Genomic DNA, 18,369 nt, shown 5'->3' with positions numbered 1-18,369 from the left:
AAGCCTTATATTTGAATTTATAAATTGAATTAATGAAGAAATTACTTTTAGTATTCGTCCTGATTTATTCGCAAACTTTTTTTGCACAGACGGCAAAGGAAATCATAGAAAAAAACATCGAATTATCCGGAGGATTAACCAATTGGAAACTGTTAAATTCAGTATTACTTCAGGGAAAAGTAGTCTTAGGAATTAAAGATGAATATCCGATTAAAATTTTTCAGGAGCGTCCGAATCTTACCAAAACCGTTCTTACAATAAACAATAAGGAAACAGCCATTGAAGGCTATGACGGAAACAAAGGTTATGCAATGAACTACGCAACCAACAAAGTTCAGGAATATCCGAATTATGTTCCCGAAAGTTTTGATAACGACTTCATAGACTGGGAAAATAAAGGTTTTGATGCAAAATATTTAGGAAAAGAAAAAGTAGGAGAAATCTACTGTCATAAAGTTGAATTGACGAAAAACGTAAATAAAAATTACTATTATTTCGACACCAAAACCTACATGCTTTTGAAAGAAATTAAGAAAGACGAAACCCTAAATTATTCTGATTACAGGAAAGTTGGAAACCTGGTGATGCCTTTCAGAATAGAATCTTCAAGCCCTAAAAAGGACGGAGATTATGTTATGTTAATTAATAAAATTGACATCAATAAAGTATTTCCTACGAATATTTTTAAGTTTTAATAATCCAAAAAGCTTGATGAACTTTGCTGAGTGAAACGCCTTTGCGATCCTTAAAAGTAATTAATAGTCAAAAAAATCTTTGCGAGCTTTGCGTTAAAGAAAAGTATTATTAAAATCAGATATAGAATAATTTTAATTAAAGAAAATAAAATATACTAAAATGAAAAAGGTTTTCTTATTGATGCTTTCTTTCGTAGCATTTCTACAAAGTTGCACCAACCAAAAAAGTGAATTGTCTAAAACTAAAACCAACGAACTTATGGGAAAAACAATATACGATTTCAAAGTAAATGCTTTGGAAGAAGGCAAAGAAATCAACTTTGCAGATTTCAAAGGAAAGAAAATTCTTATCGTAAATACAGCTTCAGAATGCGGATTTACTCCACAATATGCTGATCTTGAGAAAGTTTATGAAGAGTATAAAGATAAATTAGTAATTGTTGGTTTCCCTGCAAACAATTTTGGAGGACAGGAGCCAGGAACAAACACTGAGATCGGTGCTTTTTGTCAAAAAAATTATGGAGTAACATTTCCATTAGCTGCTAAAGTTTCAGTGAAAGGTGATGATACTGCTCCAATATTTAAATATTTAACTGAAAAAGATTTAAACGGAGTAAAAAATACAACCATCCTTTGGAATTTTACGAAATTTTTAATCGATGAAAACGGTAAGTTAGTTGATAGTTTTATCAGTACTACAAAACCTACTGATCAGGCGATTACAAAATATTTGAAATAAGATTTAAAATATATATTTTTGCAGAGTGGATGTTTTTCATCCACTTTTTTTATTTTTAAAACTATGAAAAAACTATTAATCATTTTTATTTTGATCTTTTCTATTAAAGGGTTTTCACAAGACAGCTATTTTTTAGGAAAAACAAATTATTGTACTCCTGAAAAAGCTGAATCAAAAAAGAATTTTGAGTTAGGTATAAAAGCACTTCAATATCCTGAATTTTACGAAAAAGTAACTCGTATTCTTGTTTTAGCTGCAGATAAAGATCCCAAATATTGTGATGCTTTTTTCTTGGCAGGATATTTCTTAAGATTACAGGACAAGCATGAGGATGCTATTGCATATTATTATGTTGCAGATAGTTTAGCACAAAATAAAGCGCCGATATTTAAACAGAATCTTGCAATTGAATTCATGAGATTTGGAAAAGCCGATGAAGCCAGAAAAGAATATGAAGAAATGGTAAAATATTTTCCAACCAACCCTGAAGGATATTATGGAATTGCCAATACTTCTATAATGTTGGCTGATTATGATAAAGGACTTGAAAATCTGAAGAAAGCTGAAGACCTATATAAAAATACGGGTGGAATGAAGGATGACGGAAAGTATATGTATGGAATGTTGTATAGTCTGAAAGGTAGCTATGAACAGGCTTTACCATATCTTGAAGATGTATATTCTACTTATAAAAAAGATAATAACTATTTGGCTCTTTATGCCTTATCTCAGATAAAAGTTGGAAAAAGTAAAAATGATGAAAAGCTTATCAAAAAAGCAAAAAATACTTACGATAAAATAAAAGATAAGCCTATTGTTGAAGATATTTCTAAGAAATTAAAAGAAGAGTTTTCTTAAATTTTAAGCAATATAAAAAACTTCGACTCCGCTCAAAGTGACACATTCAAATTATACAAATAGTATAAGAAACGTCACGCTGAGCGGAGTCGAAGCGTTTTATTCTAGTCATTACTCTTTTCCGCAAAGCAAAAAATATTCCCCAATTTAATACTCGAATACCCATTACTTTTTATTTTAGCAGAATTAATCATCGCTTTAGCTAAAATATCAGTCGGAAGCGGTTTTTGACTTTCCAAAAGCCCTAATTTATTCGCAAATTTTATAATTCTGCTTCCCAGAACTTCTCCGGTTCTTTCGGAATCTTTTCTTTCCAGCATTCCGGGTTTGAAGATTGTAATTTTATTGAAATGTAACTGTTTTACAGCCTCTTCGAGCTCTCCTTTCATTTTAGAATAGAAAATTTTAGACTTAGAATTAGCTCCATAAGCAGAGACTAAAACATAATCATCAACCTCATTTTCTTTTGCTGCTTTTGCAAATTCATATTGATAATCGAAATCGACTTTTCTTTGAGCCTCTTTACTTCCTGCACTTTTCAAAGTCGTTCCAAGACACGAAAAAGCAACATCACCTTTTACGGAATCTTTCCATTCATTAGGTTTTTCGAAATCAACGACATGAACTTTCAATTTATTATCCTGAATATCAATAGGTTTTCTAACAAAAACATTTACTTCTTCAAAATCTTTATCGTTAAGTAATTGATTAACTAAATCTTTTCCTGTAGCACCTGTAGCGCCGATTACCAAAGCTTTCATATTAAATATTTTAAGGTGGATGATGTTTCTTTCTTAAATTTACTAAATTTGAAATTAATATCAATGATCATTAATCACTTATCATTTATTAAAATTCATGGATGCCAACGAAATACTAGATTATTGCCTAGCAAAAAAAGGAGTTACAGAAACATTTCCTTTTGACAATGAAACACTTGTGATGAAAGTAGGAACAAAAATGTTCTTATTGATGGGACTTGAAAGACAACCATTAGCAATCAATGTAAAAACAGATCCGGAATGGAGCGCAGAACTTCGCGAGCAACATCCACAAATCACAGGAGCATTTCATATGAATAAAACGCATTGGAATTCTGTTTCCGTAGATGGATTAAAAAGAGAGTTGATCTTTAAACTAATCGATCATTCTTATGAATTGGTATTTAATTCATTAACAAAGAAAGCAAAAGAGGAAATTATAAATAGTTAGAAATTAAACTCTTCGGTTAATTTTTTATCTTCATCCAATCTTTCAACTAATTTTTCCAGCCCTTCGAATTTAATTTCCTCATGAAGAAAATCTCTGAATTTCACAGTGATATTTTCATCATAAATATCTCCGTCAAAATCAAGGATATAAACTTCTACAGTTAATTTTTCTCCGTTTACGGTTGGATTGGTTCCAACGCTTAACATTCCTTTATATTGTTGATTCTTAATGAAAACTTCAACGATATAAGCTCCTTTTTTAGGTAAAAGCTTGATAGTTTCAGTTCCGATATTGGCTGTAGGATAGCCGATTGTTCGTCCTAATTTTTTCCCATGAACCACCGTTCCGGAAACAGAGTAGGAGTAACCCAACATTTCATTGGCTTCTTTAATATTACCTGTTAAAAGTGCATTTCGGACTTTCGTAGAACTGATATTGTTCTCATGAATATTGATGGCTTCCATTTGTTCAACCTCAAAATCTAATTCTTTAGATAATTTTTGAAGCAATTCAAAGTTTCCGCTTTTATTTTTTCCGAATGAATGGTCGTATCCTATAATTAAATACTTTACATTTAATTTTTCAACTAAAATCTGACGAACAAATTCTTCTCCCGTAAGATTTCTGAATTCTTCATCAAATTCTTTAAGGAATAAATTATGAATGTCATATTTTTCCATCAACGATTTTTTCTCTTCTAGGGTATTCAGAAGCTTAAGATCTTCATTTGGATTAAAAATAAATCGCGGATGTGGCCAAAAAGTAAGGATAGCAGTCTCCAAATTGTTCTCTGAACCTACTTTTTGTAATTCGTCGATAATACTTTTATGCCCCAGATGCACTCCGTCAAACATACCTAAAGACAATGCTAGAGGCTTTTGAGAAGAATAATCACTAAAATTCTTGAAAACTTTCAAAACGGAAAAATTTTGACTGCAAATATAAAGCCTTTAAAATGATCTATTATAATATAGTAAGAGTTATTTTCGATAAGAAAATTCGATAAATTATTAATTTGAAAGTATAATGATTTGAAATATTCTAAATGAATATCGGTATTAATTGTTAAATATTTAAATATAGACCCAAAATCTGCAATTTTAGATACAAGTCATCTCAACTCAATCCTAAATCCTGATTCCTTTTGTTTAATACGAAAAGCATGATAAAAATCTTTTTTTTAGCAATTGCGGGTTTGGTAAGAATCATTATATTTGCACCAAGAAAAAATTTAGCAATGGCAAACCAAATTAAAGGAAAAATTTCTCAAATTATTGGTCCTGTAATCGACGTAGTATTTAAAGATGTGGAAGCAATTCCAAGTATTTATGATGCATTGGAAATTACAAAAGGAAACGGTGAAAAAGTAGTCTTAGAGGTAGAACAACATATTGGTGAAGATACTGTAAGATGTATCGCAATGGATGCTACAGACGGTCTTCAAAGAGGGCAGGATGTGATCGGATACGGAAATCCTATTACTATGCCAATCGGTGATGCCGTGAACGGAAGACTATTCAACGTTGTTGGTGATGCTATCGACGGGCTTCAAAATATTTCTAAGGAAGGTGGTCTTCCAATTCACAGACCAGCTCCAAAATTTGATCAACTTTCAACTTCTGCAGAAGTTTTATTCACAGGTATTAAAGTAATCGACTTAGTTGAGCCTTACGCAAAAGGAGGTAAAATTGGTTTGTTCGGTGGTGCAGGTGTAGGTAAAACAGTATTGATCCAGGAGTTGATTAACAATATTGCAAAAGGACACGGAGGTCTTTCTGTTTTCGCCGGAGTAGGTGAAAGAACGAGAGAAGGAAATGACCTTTTGAGAGAGATGCTGGAATCAGGTATTATTAAATACGGTGATGATTTCATGCACTCTATGGAAAACGGAGGTTGGGATCTTTCTAAAGTAGATTTAGAAGCTATGAAAGAATCTAAAGCTGCATTCGTTTTCGGACAAATGAACGAGCCACCAGGAGCAAGAGCTAGAGTAGCACTTTCTGGTCTTACATTAGCTGAGTATTACAGAGATGGAGGTGAAACTGGACAAGGTAGAGACGTACTTTTCTTCGTAGACAACATCTTCCGTTTTACACAAGCTGGTTCTGAGGTATCTGCACTTCTTGGTCGTATGCCATCTGCGGTAGGTTACCAACCAACATTGGCATCTGAAATGGGTGCGATGCAGGAAAGAATTACTTCAACTAAAAATGGTTCAATTACTTCAGTACAGGCGGTTTACGTACCTGCGGATGACTTAACTGACCCGGCTCCGGCAACAACGTTTGCTCACTTAGATGCAACGACAGTACTAGATAGAAAAATTGCTTCATTGGGTATTTATCCAGCAGTAGATCCATTGGCTTCAACGTCAAGAATCTTGGCTCCGGAAATTATCGGTGAAGAGCATTATAACTGTGCTCAGAGAGTAAAAGAAATTCTTCAAAGATACAAAGCGCTTCAAGATATTATCGCGATCCTTGGTATGGAAGAACTTTCTGAAGAAGATAAATCTGTTGTTTACCGTGCTAGAAAAGTTCAGAGATTCTTATCTCAGCCTTTCCACGTAGCTGAACAGTTTACAGGTCTTAAAGGATCATTGGTAGATATCAAAGATACTATCAAAGGATTTACAATGATTATGGACGGTGAATTAGATCACTTACCAGAAGCTGCTTTCAACTTGAAAGGAACTATCGAAGAAGCTATCGCAGCAGGACAAAAAATGTTAGCTGATAACGCTTAAATTTTTGAACGCTTTATGCCTAAAGCTTAAAGCCTAAAGCCTTAAAAATATGAATATAAAAATTTTAACACCAGAATACGTAGTTTTTGAAGGAGAAGTAGACTCAGTATTATTGCCTGGAAAAGATGGTGAATTTCACATCATGAAAAACCACGCAGGAATTGTTTCTTCTTTAATCGGCGGTAAAGTAAAGCTTTTTGCTCAATCTATTGATAATGCTTTTGCTAAAAACTTAACTAAAGAAAATGAGAAAGACTCTGTTTTTTCTTACTCAATCAAAAGCGGTGTTGTAGAATTTAATCATAATAAAGGAATTATCCTTTGCGAATAATTAAATGAAAAGCTAAATATATTTTCAAAAAGTGTAACTTTGGTTACACTTTTTTTATGTCATGTAAAAATCTGATTCTATGAAGAAAAATATGATCATGTTGTTTACAATTTTGAGTGTTTTCCTGAATGCCCAAAGTATTAAAACTAAAAGAGGAATTGTAAGTCTTGACGGAGTGCATGTTGCAAAAATTTCAAATAAATCAAATGAATATACTTTTTTAGATTTAAAGGAAACTCCTATTTACACAATGCAGTTTATTGATAAAGGTATAGTTGATTCTGTAAGAGATAGTTACGTTACCCTCAATCGTGTTTATAACAGAGATAAAACACTGGATCTGGATTATATTTCGCCATCTGCATTTTCGGGTGAAGAAAAATCGGCAGTATACACTTCAATAAAAGGATTGAAAATTATCGACGAAAGAGGAATCAATATTAAAAATTTAGATGACATTTTTAAAAATCCACCTAAAAGAAAGCTTGATTCTAAAACCAAAGATGCTTACACAACAAGAAGTAAAATTGATAGACTGAAAATTGAGATCAATAATGTTGGTGAAATCCTCAGCAATGGAGTTCCGGTAGGATATTTTACCAATTTACCGGTAAGTTTCGGCTCTGATGATACCGTTTCTGAGAAATCTTTTTTGGATATTGAGATCTATGATGCTAAAAGTAAATACATTGGAAAGTATATTACAACAACAAAACAGATTAAAACTGCTGGTGGAAAGACTTTCACGCTTTACAGGGAAATGTCTGGAAGAGCTTCAATTCTAAAGTTTCCTACCTACAAAGCTATCGCAGAAAGAATGGCAATTATGGATCCTAGTTTTATTAAGATTCAGGACAAAGTAACTGTAGGAGAGGTTGTAAAAGATGGTGTTCAAAAATAAGGTTATCAATAGGAACGTGCTTTAGCCCGTTTAAATAAGGAATAAATTCAATTGGCTTTAGCCAAAATCTATAAAAAACTCTTGAAAATTAATTTTCAAGAGTTTTATTTTTCCATTCACTTTGTTATTCCGGTAGGAATCTCAACATAATTTTACTAAAATTGGAGTTTAGATTCCTACCGGAATTACAAACTTGATGTTATATTTTTTATGTATAAAAGTTATTAAAAAAGATAGCTTTCAAAGTTTACAAACTCAAAACCACTCCATTATCTTTAAGCTGCTGCATTGGTTTTGAAAACCAAAATAATTCAAAGTCTTCTAAATTTTCTTCAAACTGAATCTTCAATTGTTGAAGTGTAATTTTTTTCGCGTTATCAGTAGAATTTTCTTTAAGCGTTTTTATCAGCCATTCTGCTTTTTCCTGCTCCAAATCTATTTTTACTATATTGGTTTTTAAATGGAATGTAAGTTGTGTATACGCCCATGAATTCTGCTTTTTTGTTTTTATGTAATTCTCAGCGATTACGTTTTTGTCCAGAAAAACAATCTTTGAATTTCCTTTAAATTTAAAATCATCTTCTTCCAAAAGACAATCGTGAATATAATCGGGATGAATCGTTGTTTTTGGAATTTTAAAATCAAACCAATCATTTAACGGAATTTCAAAATTAATTCCATGCATATAATTGAATAAAGATTTTTTTAAACCAAAACTAAATTTGCTATGATCGATTCCGGTTTTGTCTGTAAAATCGATATCGTTATTGGCAAATAAGATTTCCTGCTTTATTGGAGTAACTCCAAATTCCTCGGGATTTAATCCGACAGGCGAGTGGGCAGTCATTGCAAACTGATGCCAAAATCCACTTTGTAGAATTCCCATTTCGAATAATTGTCGAACCATTTCTAAGGAGTCAATCGTTTCCTGAATGGTTTGTGTAGGGTAACCATACATCAAATAAGCATGAACCATAATTCCAGCTTCAGTAAAGTTTCTTGTAACCTTGGCAACCTGTTCTACAGAAATTCCTTTGTCAATTAATTTTAACAGTCGATCACTTGCAACTTCAAGTCCACCCGAAACGGCAACACAACCGGAAAGTTTTAATAGAAAGCAGAGATCTCGCGTAAAACTTTTTTCAAAACGAACATTCGTCCACCAAGTCACGACAAGATTTCTTCTTAGAATTTCCAGTGCAACTTCTCGCATCAAAGCGGGTGGAGCTGCTTCATCCACAAAATGGAATCCTGTTTCGCTTGTCGTAGCAATCAATTCCTCCATTCTGTCAACCAAAATTTTTGCAGAAATGGGTTCGTAAATTTTAATGTAATCTAAAGAAATATCACAAAAAGTACATTTTCCCCAATAGCAACCGTGCGCCATTGTTAATTTATTCCATCTTCCGTCGCTCCATAAGCTGTGCATCGGATTGGCAATTTCAATAACAGAAATATATTTATCTAGCTGTAAATCAGTATAATCAGGAGTTCCAATATCTGCTTGCTTGTAATCGTGTCTTTTAGAATTATTTTTATAAGTAACTTCTTGATTTTCAATTAAAAAAGTTCGCTTAAATTCTGCTGTTTCAACTTCAATATTGATGTTTTCATGAAGCAATTCAATCGGAAGTTCGCCATCATCCAACGTAATAAAATCAAAAAATTCAAAAACTCTTTGGTCTTTGATTTCTCGTAATTCTGTATTCGGAAAACCGCCTCCCATGGCTGTTTTGATGTGAGGATAATTTTCTTTGATGAACTTTGCACATCTAAAAGATGAGTATAAATTACCAGGAAAAGGGATTGAAAAACAGATCAATTTTGGCTGAACAGATTCAATTTTTTCCTGAAGAATTTTTAAAGTAAAATCATCAATAAATGTTTGATTATCTGATAGTTTTAAATATAATTCATCAAAGGAATTGGCGCTTTTTCCTAAACGTTCCGCATATCTGCTGAAACCAAAATCTGAATCTACATTTTCAACAATATAATCAGATAAATCTTCTAAATATAAGGTAGCCAGATGCTTAGCTTTATCATGAAGTCCCATATTTCCGAAAGCATATTCCATATCATCCAATTGATTGAAACGGGAAGCTTCGGGAAGGAAATTCATTGAACAAATCTGTCTGGCCAACGTAGGATTTTTACCCTGTAAAAAGGAAATAACCTGATCTATTGTTTTTAAATATTCTTCTCTTAAAGCAAAAATTCTCTGAGAATTTTCTGAAATATTTTGAAGATCAATTTCTGTATCGAAAATTTTCTGAATTCCGTCTTTTGAAAATAACTCCAAAATAACTTCAATCCCCAAATCGATCTGATAGCTTGAAATATTTTTTGTATTCAAAAAACCTTTGATATAAGCCGTCGCGGGATAAGGAGTGTTAAGTTGGGTAAAAGGCGGAGTGATAAGAAGCAGATCTTTCAACAGTAAATTTTTTGTAAAGTTATTTTAAATATTTTAAATTTTATGAATGGGCAATTTTTTTACTTCCCGCCAGAACATTAAGTATGACTCCAAAAAGAATTAACGAAATTCCGATGAATAAATTAAAGGTAAATTTTTCATGAAAAATCATAACACTCACCATCACGGCAACTACTGGTTCTAAAGCTCCCAGAATTGCTGCAGGAGTAGAACCAATACTTTTAATCGCATACACCAAACATAAAGTTGAGATAACGGTTGTAAGAAACGCAAAAACTGTCAGGTTAAAAAAAACAGCTGTTGATGGAATTTCAAAAGATTCTTTTCCGACCAATGCTTTAATCATAAAAAATCCTGAAGTAAAAAGCATGGAATAAAAGGAAAGCTTAAACCCTGAAACTTTAATATTTGATTTATTGACAATGATAATGTAAAGTGCATAAAATAAAGAGCTTAACATTACAATTCCTAATCCTGCATAATTAATTTCCAAGCCTTTTCCTTTTAAGCATAAAATAATTACGCCTGTAAAAGCAAAAAATAAGGATAAAATGGAAAGTTTTGTAAGCTTTTCTTTATAAAAGAAAAACATGATCAATGCTACTATGACTGGATAAATGAAAAGTACGGTTGAAGCAATTCCGGCTGTGAGATAATCGTATCCTAAAAATAAAAGTTCGGAAGAAAATGCATAGCATGTTCCCAATGCGGCTAAAATTAATCCTTCTTTTTTATTGATAGAAAGATTCTCTTTAGAATAGAGTAAATATCCGCCAATCATTAAAGCTGAAAATAAAAATCTATAAAATAAAGTAATATCTAACGAAAAGTGTGCTTGCTTCACAGGCAAGATAAAAATCGGAATCAAACCATATGAAACCGCTGAAATAATTCCTAAAGCATAACCCTTAATCTTCATTACTCTTATTTTATAAAAAACCACTGAAAATGATCAGTGGTTTTTTTGTATTATATGATGATATCGAAATTACATTTGTTTGTACTCGATGTTCATTTGCTTTTCCATTTCTGCGTAGGCTCCTGAATTTAATTTTTCTTTGATGCCGTCAAAAGCAGCTAAAGTTTCATTAATTTCTGAATCTGTGTGTGAAGCTGTAGGAATTAATCTTAATAAAATCATTCCCTTTGGAATCACCGGATATACAACAACTGAAGTAAATACACCGTAATTTTCTCTTAAATCTTTTGCTAAAAGAGTAGCTTCAATCGTAGTTCCTTCAATAAAGACAGGAGTTACACAAGTGTTTGTGTTTCCAAGGTTGAAACCTCTTTCTTTTAGTCCACTCTGAAGTTTATTTACGTTTTCCCACAATTTATCTTTAATTTCCGGGCGGGTTCTCAATAATTCCAATCTTTTCAAACCTCCGATTACCATTGGCATTGTTAAAGATTTAGCAAAAATCTGAGAACGAAGATTGTATTTTAAGAATCTGATGATCGTTTCATCTCCTGAAAGAAATGCTCCGAAACCTGCCATAGATTTAGCAAAAGTTGAGAAATATACATCGATCTGATCTTGGCAACCTTGCTCTTCACCTGCTCCAGCTCCGGTTTTACCCAAAGTTCCGAAACCGTGTGCATCGTCTACCAACAATCTGAAATTGAATTTTGATTTTAAATCACAAATTTCTTTCAGTTTCCCCTGCATTCCTCTCATTCCGAAAACACCTTCAGTGATCACCAAAATTCCGCCTCCGTTTTCTTCGGCTACTTTGGTTGCTCTTGCCAAGTTTTTTTCTAAACTTGCAATATCGTTATGTTTGAACGTAAAACTTTTTCCCATATGAAGACGAACTCCATCTACGATACAAGCGTGAGAATCAGCATCATAAACAATTACATCGTGTCTTGTAACCAAGGCATCAATAGCCGAAACCATTCCCTGGTAACCGAAATTTAAAAGATAAGCAGACTCTTTTTGAGTGAATTCTGCCAATTCTTTTTCTAATTGTTGATGTTGTTGAGTTTCACCAGACATTGCTCTTGCGCCCATCGGATAAAACATTCCGTATTCTGCGGCAGCTTTTGCATCGGCTTCTAAAACCTCCGGATGGTTGCAAAGACCTAAATAGTCATTGGCACTCCAGAAAATTACATCTTTACCCTGAAATTTCATTCTTGGACCAATCGGACCTTCCAATTTTGGGAAAACAAAATATCCTTCTGCATAATCTGCAAATTGTCCCAATGGACCTGGATTTTGTTTAATACGATCAAAAATATCTAACATTTTATTAATATTTAAGTAAAAAAGCCTTCTGTAATCTACAAAAAAGGCTTGATTTGTATAAAATTATTTATTCTTATTTAATGAATTCTGTCTTGAAAACTTCATCATAGTTGTGTACACAATTATTAACGAAACCTTGCTCAGCCATCCATTTATCACTGTAAACTTTGGTGATATATCTTGAACCGTGGTCAGGATAAATTAAAACAACAACATCGTCTTTAGAAAATTCGTGAGACTGTGCATATTGTATTAATCCCTGAGTTACTGCTCCCGTTGTATAACCTCCCATAATTGCTTCTTTTAAAGCGATTTCACGGGTTCTGTAGGCAGACATTTCATCATTCACTCTTACAAATTCGTCTACTTTGTCAAAAAGCAGGGCAGAAGGGATCAAATTTTTTCCCATTCCTTCGATCTGGTAAGGATGAACGTCTTCTTTGTGAATCTCTCCTGTTTCGTGGTAACTTTTTAAAATAGAACCATCAGCATCAACACCAATAATCTTGATGTTGGGATTTTTTTCCTTTAAAAACTTCGCCGAACCGGATAATGTTCCACCTGTTCCAGTGCATGCAAAAAGGTGAGTGATCTTACCTTCTGTTTGCTCCCAAATTTCAGGTCCAGTACTTTGATAATGTGCATCAATATTCAACTCATTAAAATACTGATTGATATAAACTGAATTTGGTGTTTCTGAAGCAATTCTTTTTGCTACTTCATAATATGATCTTGGATCGTCCGCAGGTACATTCGCAGGACATATATATACAATAGCTCCAAGTGCTTTAAGATAAGCAATTTTTTCCGGCTTGGTTTTGTCACTTACCGCAAGAATACATTTGTATCCTTTGATGATGCAAACCATTGCAATAGAAAATCCGGTATTTCCTGATGTGGTTTCAACCACTACAGAATCCTCCTTTAATAAACCTTTTTTCTCAGCGTTATCAATAATATGAAGTGCGATTCTATCTTTAGTGGAATGTCCAGGATTATATGATTCTAACTTGGCATAAACGGTTGCAGGAATATCTTTCGTCACAGCATTTAGCTTCACCATAGGCGTGTTCCCTATTAGGCCAAGGATATTATCGTAAACATTACTCATTATTTGTTATTTTTCAATAAAAATCTGACCGCAAAAATACAAAAAAATAAATAATTTCTAAACTTTTGTTTGATTTGTAAGCATTGTTTACTAAATATTCTTTCTTTCTTTTGCAATCTAGCTCTACTATGTTCGCAAATACTGCGCCATTTTTTTTAAATTTTGTTAAAATCGACACAGAATCATATAAAAGCCTTATTTTCGCGTAATTGATTTAATACTATGAAAAATTGGACTTTTAGGCAATGGAACACCATTTTAGGATGGGTGATTTTCGTCATTGCATTTTTCACGTACTTGTCAACTATTGAACCTAATTTTAGTTTTTGGGATTGTGGTGAGTACATTTCTTCTGCAGTAAAATTAGAAGTAACGCATGCTCCCGGAGCGGCTTTATTTCAGATAGTGGGTGCTGTGGCAGCCATTTTTGCATTTGGAAAAGGTGAAAATTATTCTATTGTAATCAATGCAATGTCTGCATTGTTTAGTGCGTTAACGATTTTATTCTTATTCTGGACGATCACACATTTTGTGAGAAGACTTCTGAATAAGGATTTTGAAGAAATTACGAAACATCAGGAAATCTCTATCCTGTTTGCCGGAATGGTAGGAGCTTTATGCTTCACATTCTCAGATACATTCTGGTTTTCGGCGGTGGAAGGGGAAGTTTACTCGATGGCTTCTATGTTTACAGCACTTTTGGTCTGGTTGATCACGAAATGGGAAAATGAGTACAAAGCAGTTGATAATGAAAGATGGATCATCCTTATTTTCTTTATTTTAGGAATGTCTGTTGGGGTGCACATGATGTGTATGTTGGCGATTCCTGCAGTTTGTTTGGTATATTATGCTAGAAATTATAAGTTCACTTGGAAAAATTTCATTTGGGCTAATGCAATCACATTAGGAATTTTAATTATAGTTTTCAAAATTATCTTCCCATTGATTATGTCAATGTTTGGTAAGTTGGAGATTTTCTTTGTTAATGGTTTAGGACTTCCTTTCCATTCGGGAACTATTGTTGCGTTTATTTTAATGGTGGCGATCTGCTATTTCATTATTAAATATGCCAGAAGAGCAAAAAAGAATATTTATCAGACAGCTGCGCTTTCTGTAGTTTATATGATGATTGGTTTTTCTTGTTGGATGGTAATTCCTATCAGAGCGAATGCAAATCCTCCAATGAACCTTAACGATCCTGATACGGCGATTGGTATGTTGGATTATTATAACAGAGTTCAGTATGGGGATTGGCCAACAATTTATGGTCAAAACTATACAGCTTTCCTTGATGCGAACGGAATTGAAAAAAATGAAGACGGAAGTTTCAAGACAACTAAAACCGGAGATATTTACGAAAAAGACGAAAAAACAGGGACATACAGAAAAACTGGGGACAGATTCAATTATGTTTTCAGTAAGTCTCAGGTGAGTTTAATGCCGAGAATGTTTAATGAAGATAAGGATGTAATGGCAAATTACATTTCTATGTACGGAGCTCCGGATTTTACTTTTAATTATGCAAACGAAGATGTTGCAGATAGCCCTCAGGCTAAGCAGATCTTTGACGAATTGAGAGGTAAATATGAAGATAAAAGCATCACAGCAGCAGATTATTTAAAGGTAAAACCTTATAATTTGATCAATGTTCAGAAGCCTTCATTGGCTCAGAATATGGATTATTTCTTCACTTTCCAGAACGGATATTACTTTGTAAGATACCTGATGTGGAACTTTGTAGGTAGACAAAACGACCTTGAAGGAAGTTATGAAGATACCAAAGGAAACTGGATCTCAGGAATTTCTGCAATAGATAATGCAAGATTAGGAAATCAGGATGCAATGCCTGCAAAATTCAAAAATGAAAGTACGGTTGCGTTTTTCTTTTTACCATTAATTTTAGGTTTAATAGGATTCTTTTTCCAATTAAACAGAGACTTCGGAAGATTTTACGCGATATTATCTTTATTTATATTAACAAGTGTCGGAATTGTTTTCTACACAGGAGTAAAACCTTTCGAACCAAGAGAAAGAGATTACGCAATGGTAGGTTCATTCTACGCTTTTGCAATCTGGATTGGGATGGGAGCCGGAGCAATTTTATGGTTCCTTCAGGCTAAAGTAAAATCTAATGTCGCAAATATTGTTGCAGGAGTAGTTTTATTAGGGGTTCCTTTTATGATGGGCTTCCAGAACTATAATGTACACGATAGAAGCAATAGATATACAGCTTACGATTATTCTTATTCAGTATTAAAATCATTACCGAAAGAAGATATTTTATTTGTTTACGGAGATAATGATACATATCCGGTTTGGGCAATTCAGGAGACTGAAAATTTCAGAGATGATGTAAAAGTGGTCAACTTCACCTTAGCTTCAACTCCTTGGAATATCGATCAAATCAAGAGAAAAACATACAACGCGAATGCTATTCCAAGTCAATTGACACACGATGACTACAGAGATGGCGTGAATGATCAGATTTATCTGATGAAAAAAGATGATTGGGAAGGAATTTTCTCAATGTTAAAAGAGCAGGGCGCACCAGCAACTGAGTTTGCAGAATTTAGAAAATATCTTACTCAGGATTCAATGACGATGAAAGAGGCAATGACCTTTATCAAACAAAAATCTGCAACAAAAGACGAACTTTTAAAAATGTATTTCGGAGAAGAGAAATTTGAAAAATATAATATTCTTCCGGTTAACAAATTCATTTTACCTGTAAATAAAGACAACGCTTTAAGAGCCGGAATCATCAATCAGGCTGATCTTCCGAACACGGCAAATCAGATCATGATTAGTTATAAAGGAAATACGCTTTTCAAAAACAACTTAATTATGCTTGATATTTTGGCTAATTTTGATTGGAAAAGACCGATTAACTTCTCTTCAGGAGGTATTTATGACAGCGAAAATATTTTCTATCTTGATGAATATCTTCAGTTTGACGGTTTCAGCTACAGATTAGTTCCTATTCATACGCCACAGACTCCGGATGGGGAAATGGGAAGAGTAGATGCCAATTCTTTATATAACGTAGTGAAAAACTTCAGATGGGGTAATTTCAAGAACTTAAATGTTCATTTTGATGAGACTGCAACCTCTAACATTATGAGCTACAGAAGTTCTGCAAGTAGAGCTGCATCAGCATTGGCTTTAGGCGGACAAAAGGCAAAAGCGATTGAATTATTAGATTTAGCTGCTAAAGAAATTCCTGCTGAAAAATACAATGATCCTCGTTCTTTAAGTTCAATGGTTTACGGATATATCGTTGCCGGACAAGAGCAAAAAGCATTAAAATTAGCAGAAACTCTTAAGAAAGGAATCTTTGAAGAGTATGATTATTATTTAAGCCTTACTCCTTACGAGCAGCAGTTTGTAAGAAGACAAATGAGAACAAAACCAATGGAATATTCATTAGTTGTTTCAGGGGTTACAGACGCTTATGTGAAAATCGGACAGAAGGATAAAGCTTATGATTACCTTGTAAAATCAATTGAACCGATTGATAAAAAGTTCAATGGTTTTGTGAAAGATCTTCAGCAAATGGGTAAAGAAAAAGCGATGAAAGAATCTGAAAATGTTCAAAAAATAACGCCTTTCTATCAATATTTATTTGATGTTATGCAGCCTTTTGATTCTACCTATTCAAAAGAAAAAGAAGAGCAGATCACAACGTCAATTATCAAAGCAACACAATAATCAAAACGAATTTTTGAAAAAATGATGAATATTTTAAAAAAAACAAATTTTCCCTTTACTGTTTTTTTAATAGCAATCGTTACATGGATATTTTTAGCTGTAGCGGTATTTTTAATAAATAAATATGTGGTATTTACCGGAAACAATCTTTTATTTCCGTTTTCGGTAATCTATCCATCCTCATTTCTAATAATAGGCAGTTTATTCTGCCTATTATTTTTGGGTACAGGGCTCTTGGCTTACCAATATCACCAGAAGCTCAATTTCTTTGCCATCTACATGATCTGTGCGTTATTAATCGTATTTGGGAATATGGGACAGGGAAATGTAGATATTGCATTTTTGCAGCCTTTCTACCTCAAAGGAAGACAGTATTACGCCGACGCCATCAACATTACAGATTGGAGATTATGGATATTGAATTTCAACCATAATTTAGAGTCTTTCCAGATGCATACACGCACGCATCCGCCTTATACAACTTTGATTCACTATGCTTTTCTTGAACTTTTTAATGGAAGTATATTAGGATTAAGCCTTTCATTTCTGGTAATCTCACTTTGTAGTTTTCCGTTAATGAATTTATTGATGAAAAACTTTAGATTTGATAAAACAAAAAGGAAATTTTTATTGATATTATTCGCTGTAATTCCATCAGTAAATATCTATCTTTTGGTTTCTATTGACGGTTTAGTTCTGGCTACAACTTTATTATTTTTATGCGGAATTTCTACGATTTTCATTAAAAATAAACTAAGCTTTTTAGGAATTTTAATGAGTGTTTCGGGATTAATTCTTACCAATATGCTGACGTTCTCAGGATTGTTTCTATTTGCATTTCTGGGACTTTTAGTATTGGTGACATTGTATAAAAAGCAGTATTCTGTTTTCTTTAATTCAGTCATTTGTTTCGTTTTAACGGTTGCTTTCTTCTACGGAAGTTATGAAGTTACAGGAAGCAATCATTGGGAAACTTTCAGAGAAGCCAGCCATTCTGAAAACCCAAATGGTTTTATGTTATTACATTCGCCAATAGTATATTTCTTTACAAGATTGGAGGATATTGGAGAGATTCTGATTTTCCTTTCTTTTGCTTATATGGCATTATTTTTTAGCTTTAAAAATGAAAATTTAGGATTATTTTCAGATAAGCAGGTTAATATTTTTTCATTCGCTGGAATTGCAGCTTTAGGAGTGATGTTCCTTACAGGTGCCTATGGAACGGGAGAAACAGCGAGAGCTTGTTTGTATATCGTACCGTTTTTTCTGTTATTTTTGAAAGAATTAAATAACAACAGAACTCTTAAAGTCTTATACATTCTTTGCTTATTGCAGACGTTCGGAATGCAGCTTATAGGCAATTATTATTGGTAAAAACTT

Annotated in this window: 15 protein-coding genes; 9 read left to right on the top strand and 6 right to left on the bottom strand. The window is 33.2% G+C overall.

Translation table 11 applies throughout. The features are described from left to right. Positions 1 to 32 precede the first annotated feature (32 nt). From SB689_RS02935 to SB689_RS02925, 3 genes are all read left to right on the top strand, one after another. A complete protein-coding gene (locus tag SB689_RS02935; RefSeq protein ID WP_410690640.1) occupies positions 33 to 695 on the top strand; it encodes a histidine kinase in 663 nt (220 codons plus the stop codon). A gap of 160 nt (positions 696 to 855) precedes the next feature. After that, entirely contained in the window at positions 856 to 1,434 is a 579-nt protein-coding gene (locus SB689_RS02930; RefSeq protein WP_066758267.1) for a glutathione peroxidase, read from the top strand. Positions 1,435 to 1,497: 63 nt separating this feature from the next. Beyond that, entirely contained in the window at positions 1,498 to 2,292 is a 795-nt protein-coding gene (locus SB689_RS02925) for a tetratricopeptide repeat protein (RefSeq protein WP_410690639.1), read from the top strand. 104 nt (positions 2,293 to 2,396) lie between these two features. Here the strand turns inward: SB689_RS02925 and SB689_RS02920 are convergent, their stop codons facing one another. Further along, positions 2,397 to 3,053, bottom strand: a complete 657-nt coding sequence (locus SB689_RS02920) for an NAD(P)H-binding protein (RefSeq protein WP_410690638.1) — start codon at positions 3,051 to 3,053, stop codon at positions 2,397 to 2,399. 97 nt (positions 3,054 to 3,150) lie between these two features. Here SB689_RS02920 and SB689_RS02915 point away from each other — a divergent pair, with 97 nt between their 5' ends. After that, positions 3,151 to 3,504, top strand: coding sequence for an MmcQ/YjbR family DNA-binding protein (locus SB689_RS02915; protein ID WP_410690636.1), 354 nt, complete (start codon positions 3,151 to 3,153; stop codon positions 3,502 to 3,504). On the opposite strand, the gene SB689_RS02910 is transcribed toward SB689_RS02915, so the two are convergent. Further along, entirely contained in the window at positions 3,501 to 4,421 is a 921-nt protein-coding gene (locus tag SB689_RS02910; protein ID WP_410690635.1) for a bifunctional riboflavin kinase/FAD synthetase, read from the bottom strand. The genes SB689_RS02915 and SB689_RS02910 overlap by 4 nt on opposite strands. Before the next feature lie 320 nt (positions 4,422 to 4,741). On the opposite strand from SB689_RS02910, the gene atpD reads away from it, so the two are divergent. The 3 genes from atpD to SB689_RS02895 all read left to right on the top strand — a co-directional run bounded on the left by atpD (position 4,742) and on the right by SB689_RS02895 (position 7,482). Next, on the top strand, positions 4,742 to 6,250 hold the full coding sequence (atpD, locus tag SB689_RS02905) for a F0F1 ATP synthase subunit beta (RefSeq protein WP_410691280.1): 1,509 nt from the start codon (positions 4,742 to 4,744) through the stop codon (positions 6,248 to 6,250). Between the two features lie 49 nt (positions 6,251 to 6,299). After that, complete coding sequence (locus SB689_RS02900; protein WP_066758288.1) at positions 6,300 to 6,581, top strand: FoF1 ATP synthase subunit delta/epsilon; 282 nt, start codon at positions 6,300 to 6,302, stop codon at positions 6,579 to 6,581. A 79-nt stretch (positions 6,582 to 6,660) separates the two neighbouring features. Next, entirely contained in the window at positions 6,661 to 7,482 is an 822-nt protein-coding gene (locus SB689_RS02895; protein WP_410690634.1) for a hypothetical protein, read from the top strand. Positions 7,483 to 7,729: 247 nt separating this feature from the next. Here SB689_RS02895 and SB689_RS02890 read toward each other — a convergent pair whose 3' ends face one another. The 4 genes from SB689_RS02890 to SB689_RS02875 all read right to left on the bottom strand — a co-directional run bounded on the left by SB689_RS02890 (position 7,730) and on the right by SB689_RS02875 (position 13,281). Beyond that, on the bottom strand, positions 7,730 to 9,919 hold the full coding sequence (locus SB689_RS02890) for a B12-binding domain-containing radical SAM protein (protein WP_410690633.1): 2,190 nt from the start codon (positions 9,917 to 9,919) through the stop codon (positions 7,730 to 7,732). 40 nt (positions 9,920 to 9,959) lie between these two features. After that, positions 9,960 to 10,838, bottom strand: coding sequence for a DMT family transporter (locus SB689_RS02885; RefSeq protein WP_410690632.1), 879 nt, complete (start codon positions 10,836 to 10,838; stop codon positions 9,960 to 9,962). Between the two features lie 69 nt (positions 10,839 to 10,907). After that, positions 10,908 to 12,170 carry an aminotransferase class I/II-fold pyridoxal phosphate-dependent enzyme gene (locus tag SB689_RS02880; protein ID WP_066758299.1) on the bottom strand — a complete coding sequence of 421 codons (1,263 nt, stop codon included), beginning with the start codon at positions 12,168 to 12,170 and terminating at the stop codon, positions 10,908 to 10,910. 73 nt (positions 12,171 to 12,243) lie between these two features. Then, positions 12,244 to 13,281 carry a PLP-dependent cysteine synthase family protein gene (locus SB689_RS02875; RefSeq protein ID WP_072406276.1) on the bottom strand — a complete coding sequence of 346 codons (1,038 nt, stop codon included), beginning with the start codon at positions 13,279 to 13,281 and terminating at the stop codon, positions 12,244 to 12,246. Positions 13,282 to 13,503: 222 nt separating this feature from the next. Here SB689_RS02875 and SB689_RS02870 point away from each other — a divergent pair, with 222 nt between their 5' ends. Both SB689_RS02870 and SB689_RS02865 read left to right on the top strand, forming a co-directional pair. Next, positions 13,504 to 16,989 carry a DUF2723 domain-containing protein gene (locus tag SB689_RS02870; RefSeq protein ID WP_410690631.1) on the top strand — a complete coding sequence of 1,162 codons (3,486 nt, stop codon included), beginning with the start codon at positions 13,504 to 13,506 and terminating at the stop codon, positions 16,987 to 16,989. Between the two features lie 21 nt (positions 16,990 to 17,010). Next, positions 17,011 to 18,363, top strand: coding sequence for a hypothetical protein (locus SB689_RS02865; protein ID WP_410690630.1), 1,353 nt, complete (start codon positions 17,011 to 17,013; stop codon positions 18,361 to 18,363). The last annotated feature ends 6 nt before the right edge of the window (positions 18,364 to 18,369 follow it).

The organism is Chryseobacterium sp. SIMBA_038 (assembly GCF_046535115.1).
In the GTDB taxonomy this organism is placed as follows: Bacteria; Bacteroidota; Bacteroidia; order Flavobacteriales; family Weeksellaceae; genus Chryseobacterium.
Note: the sequence above shows the minus strand (reverse complement) of the source record. Positions and strands in the feature narration are given on the sequence as shown.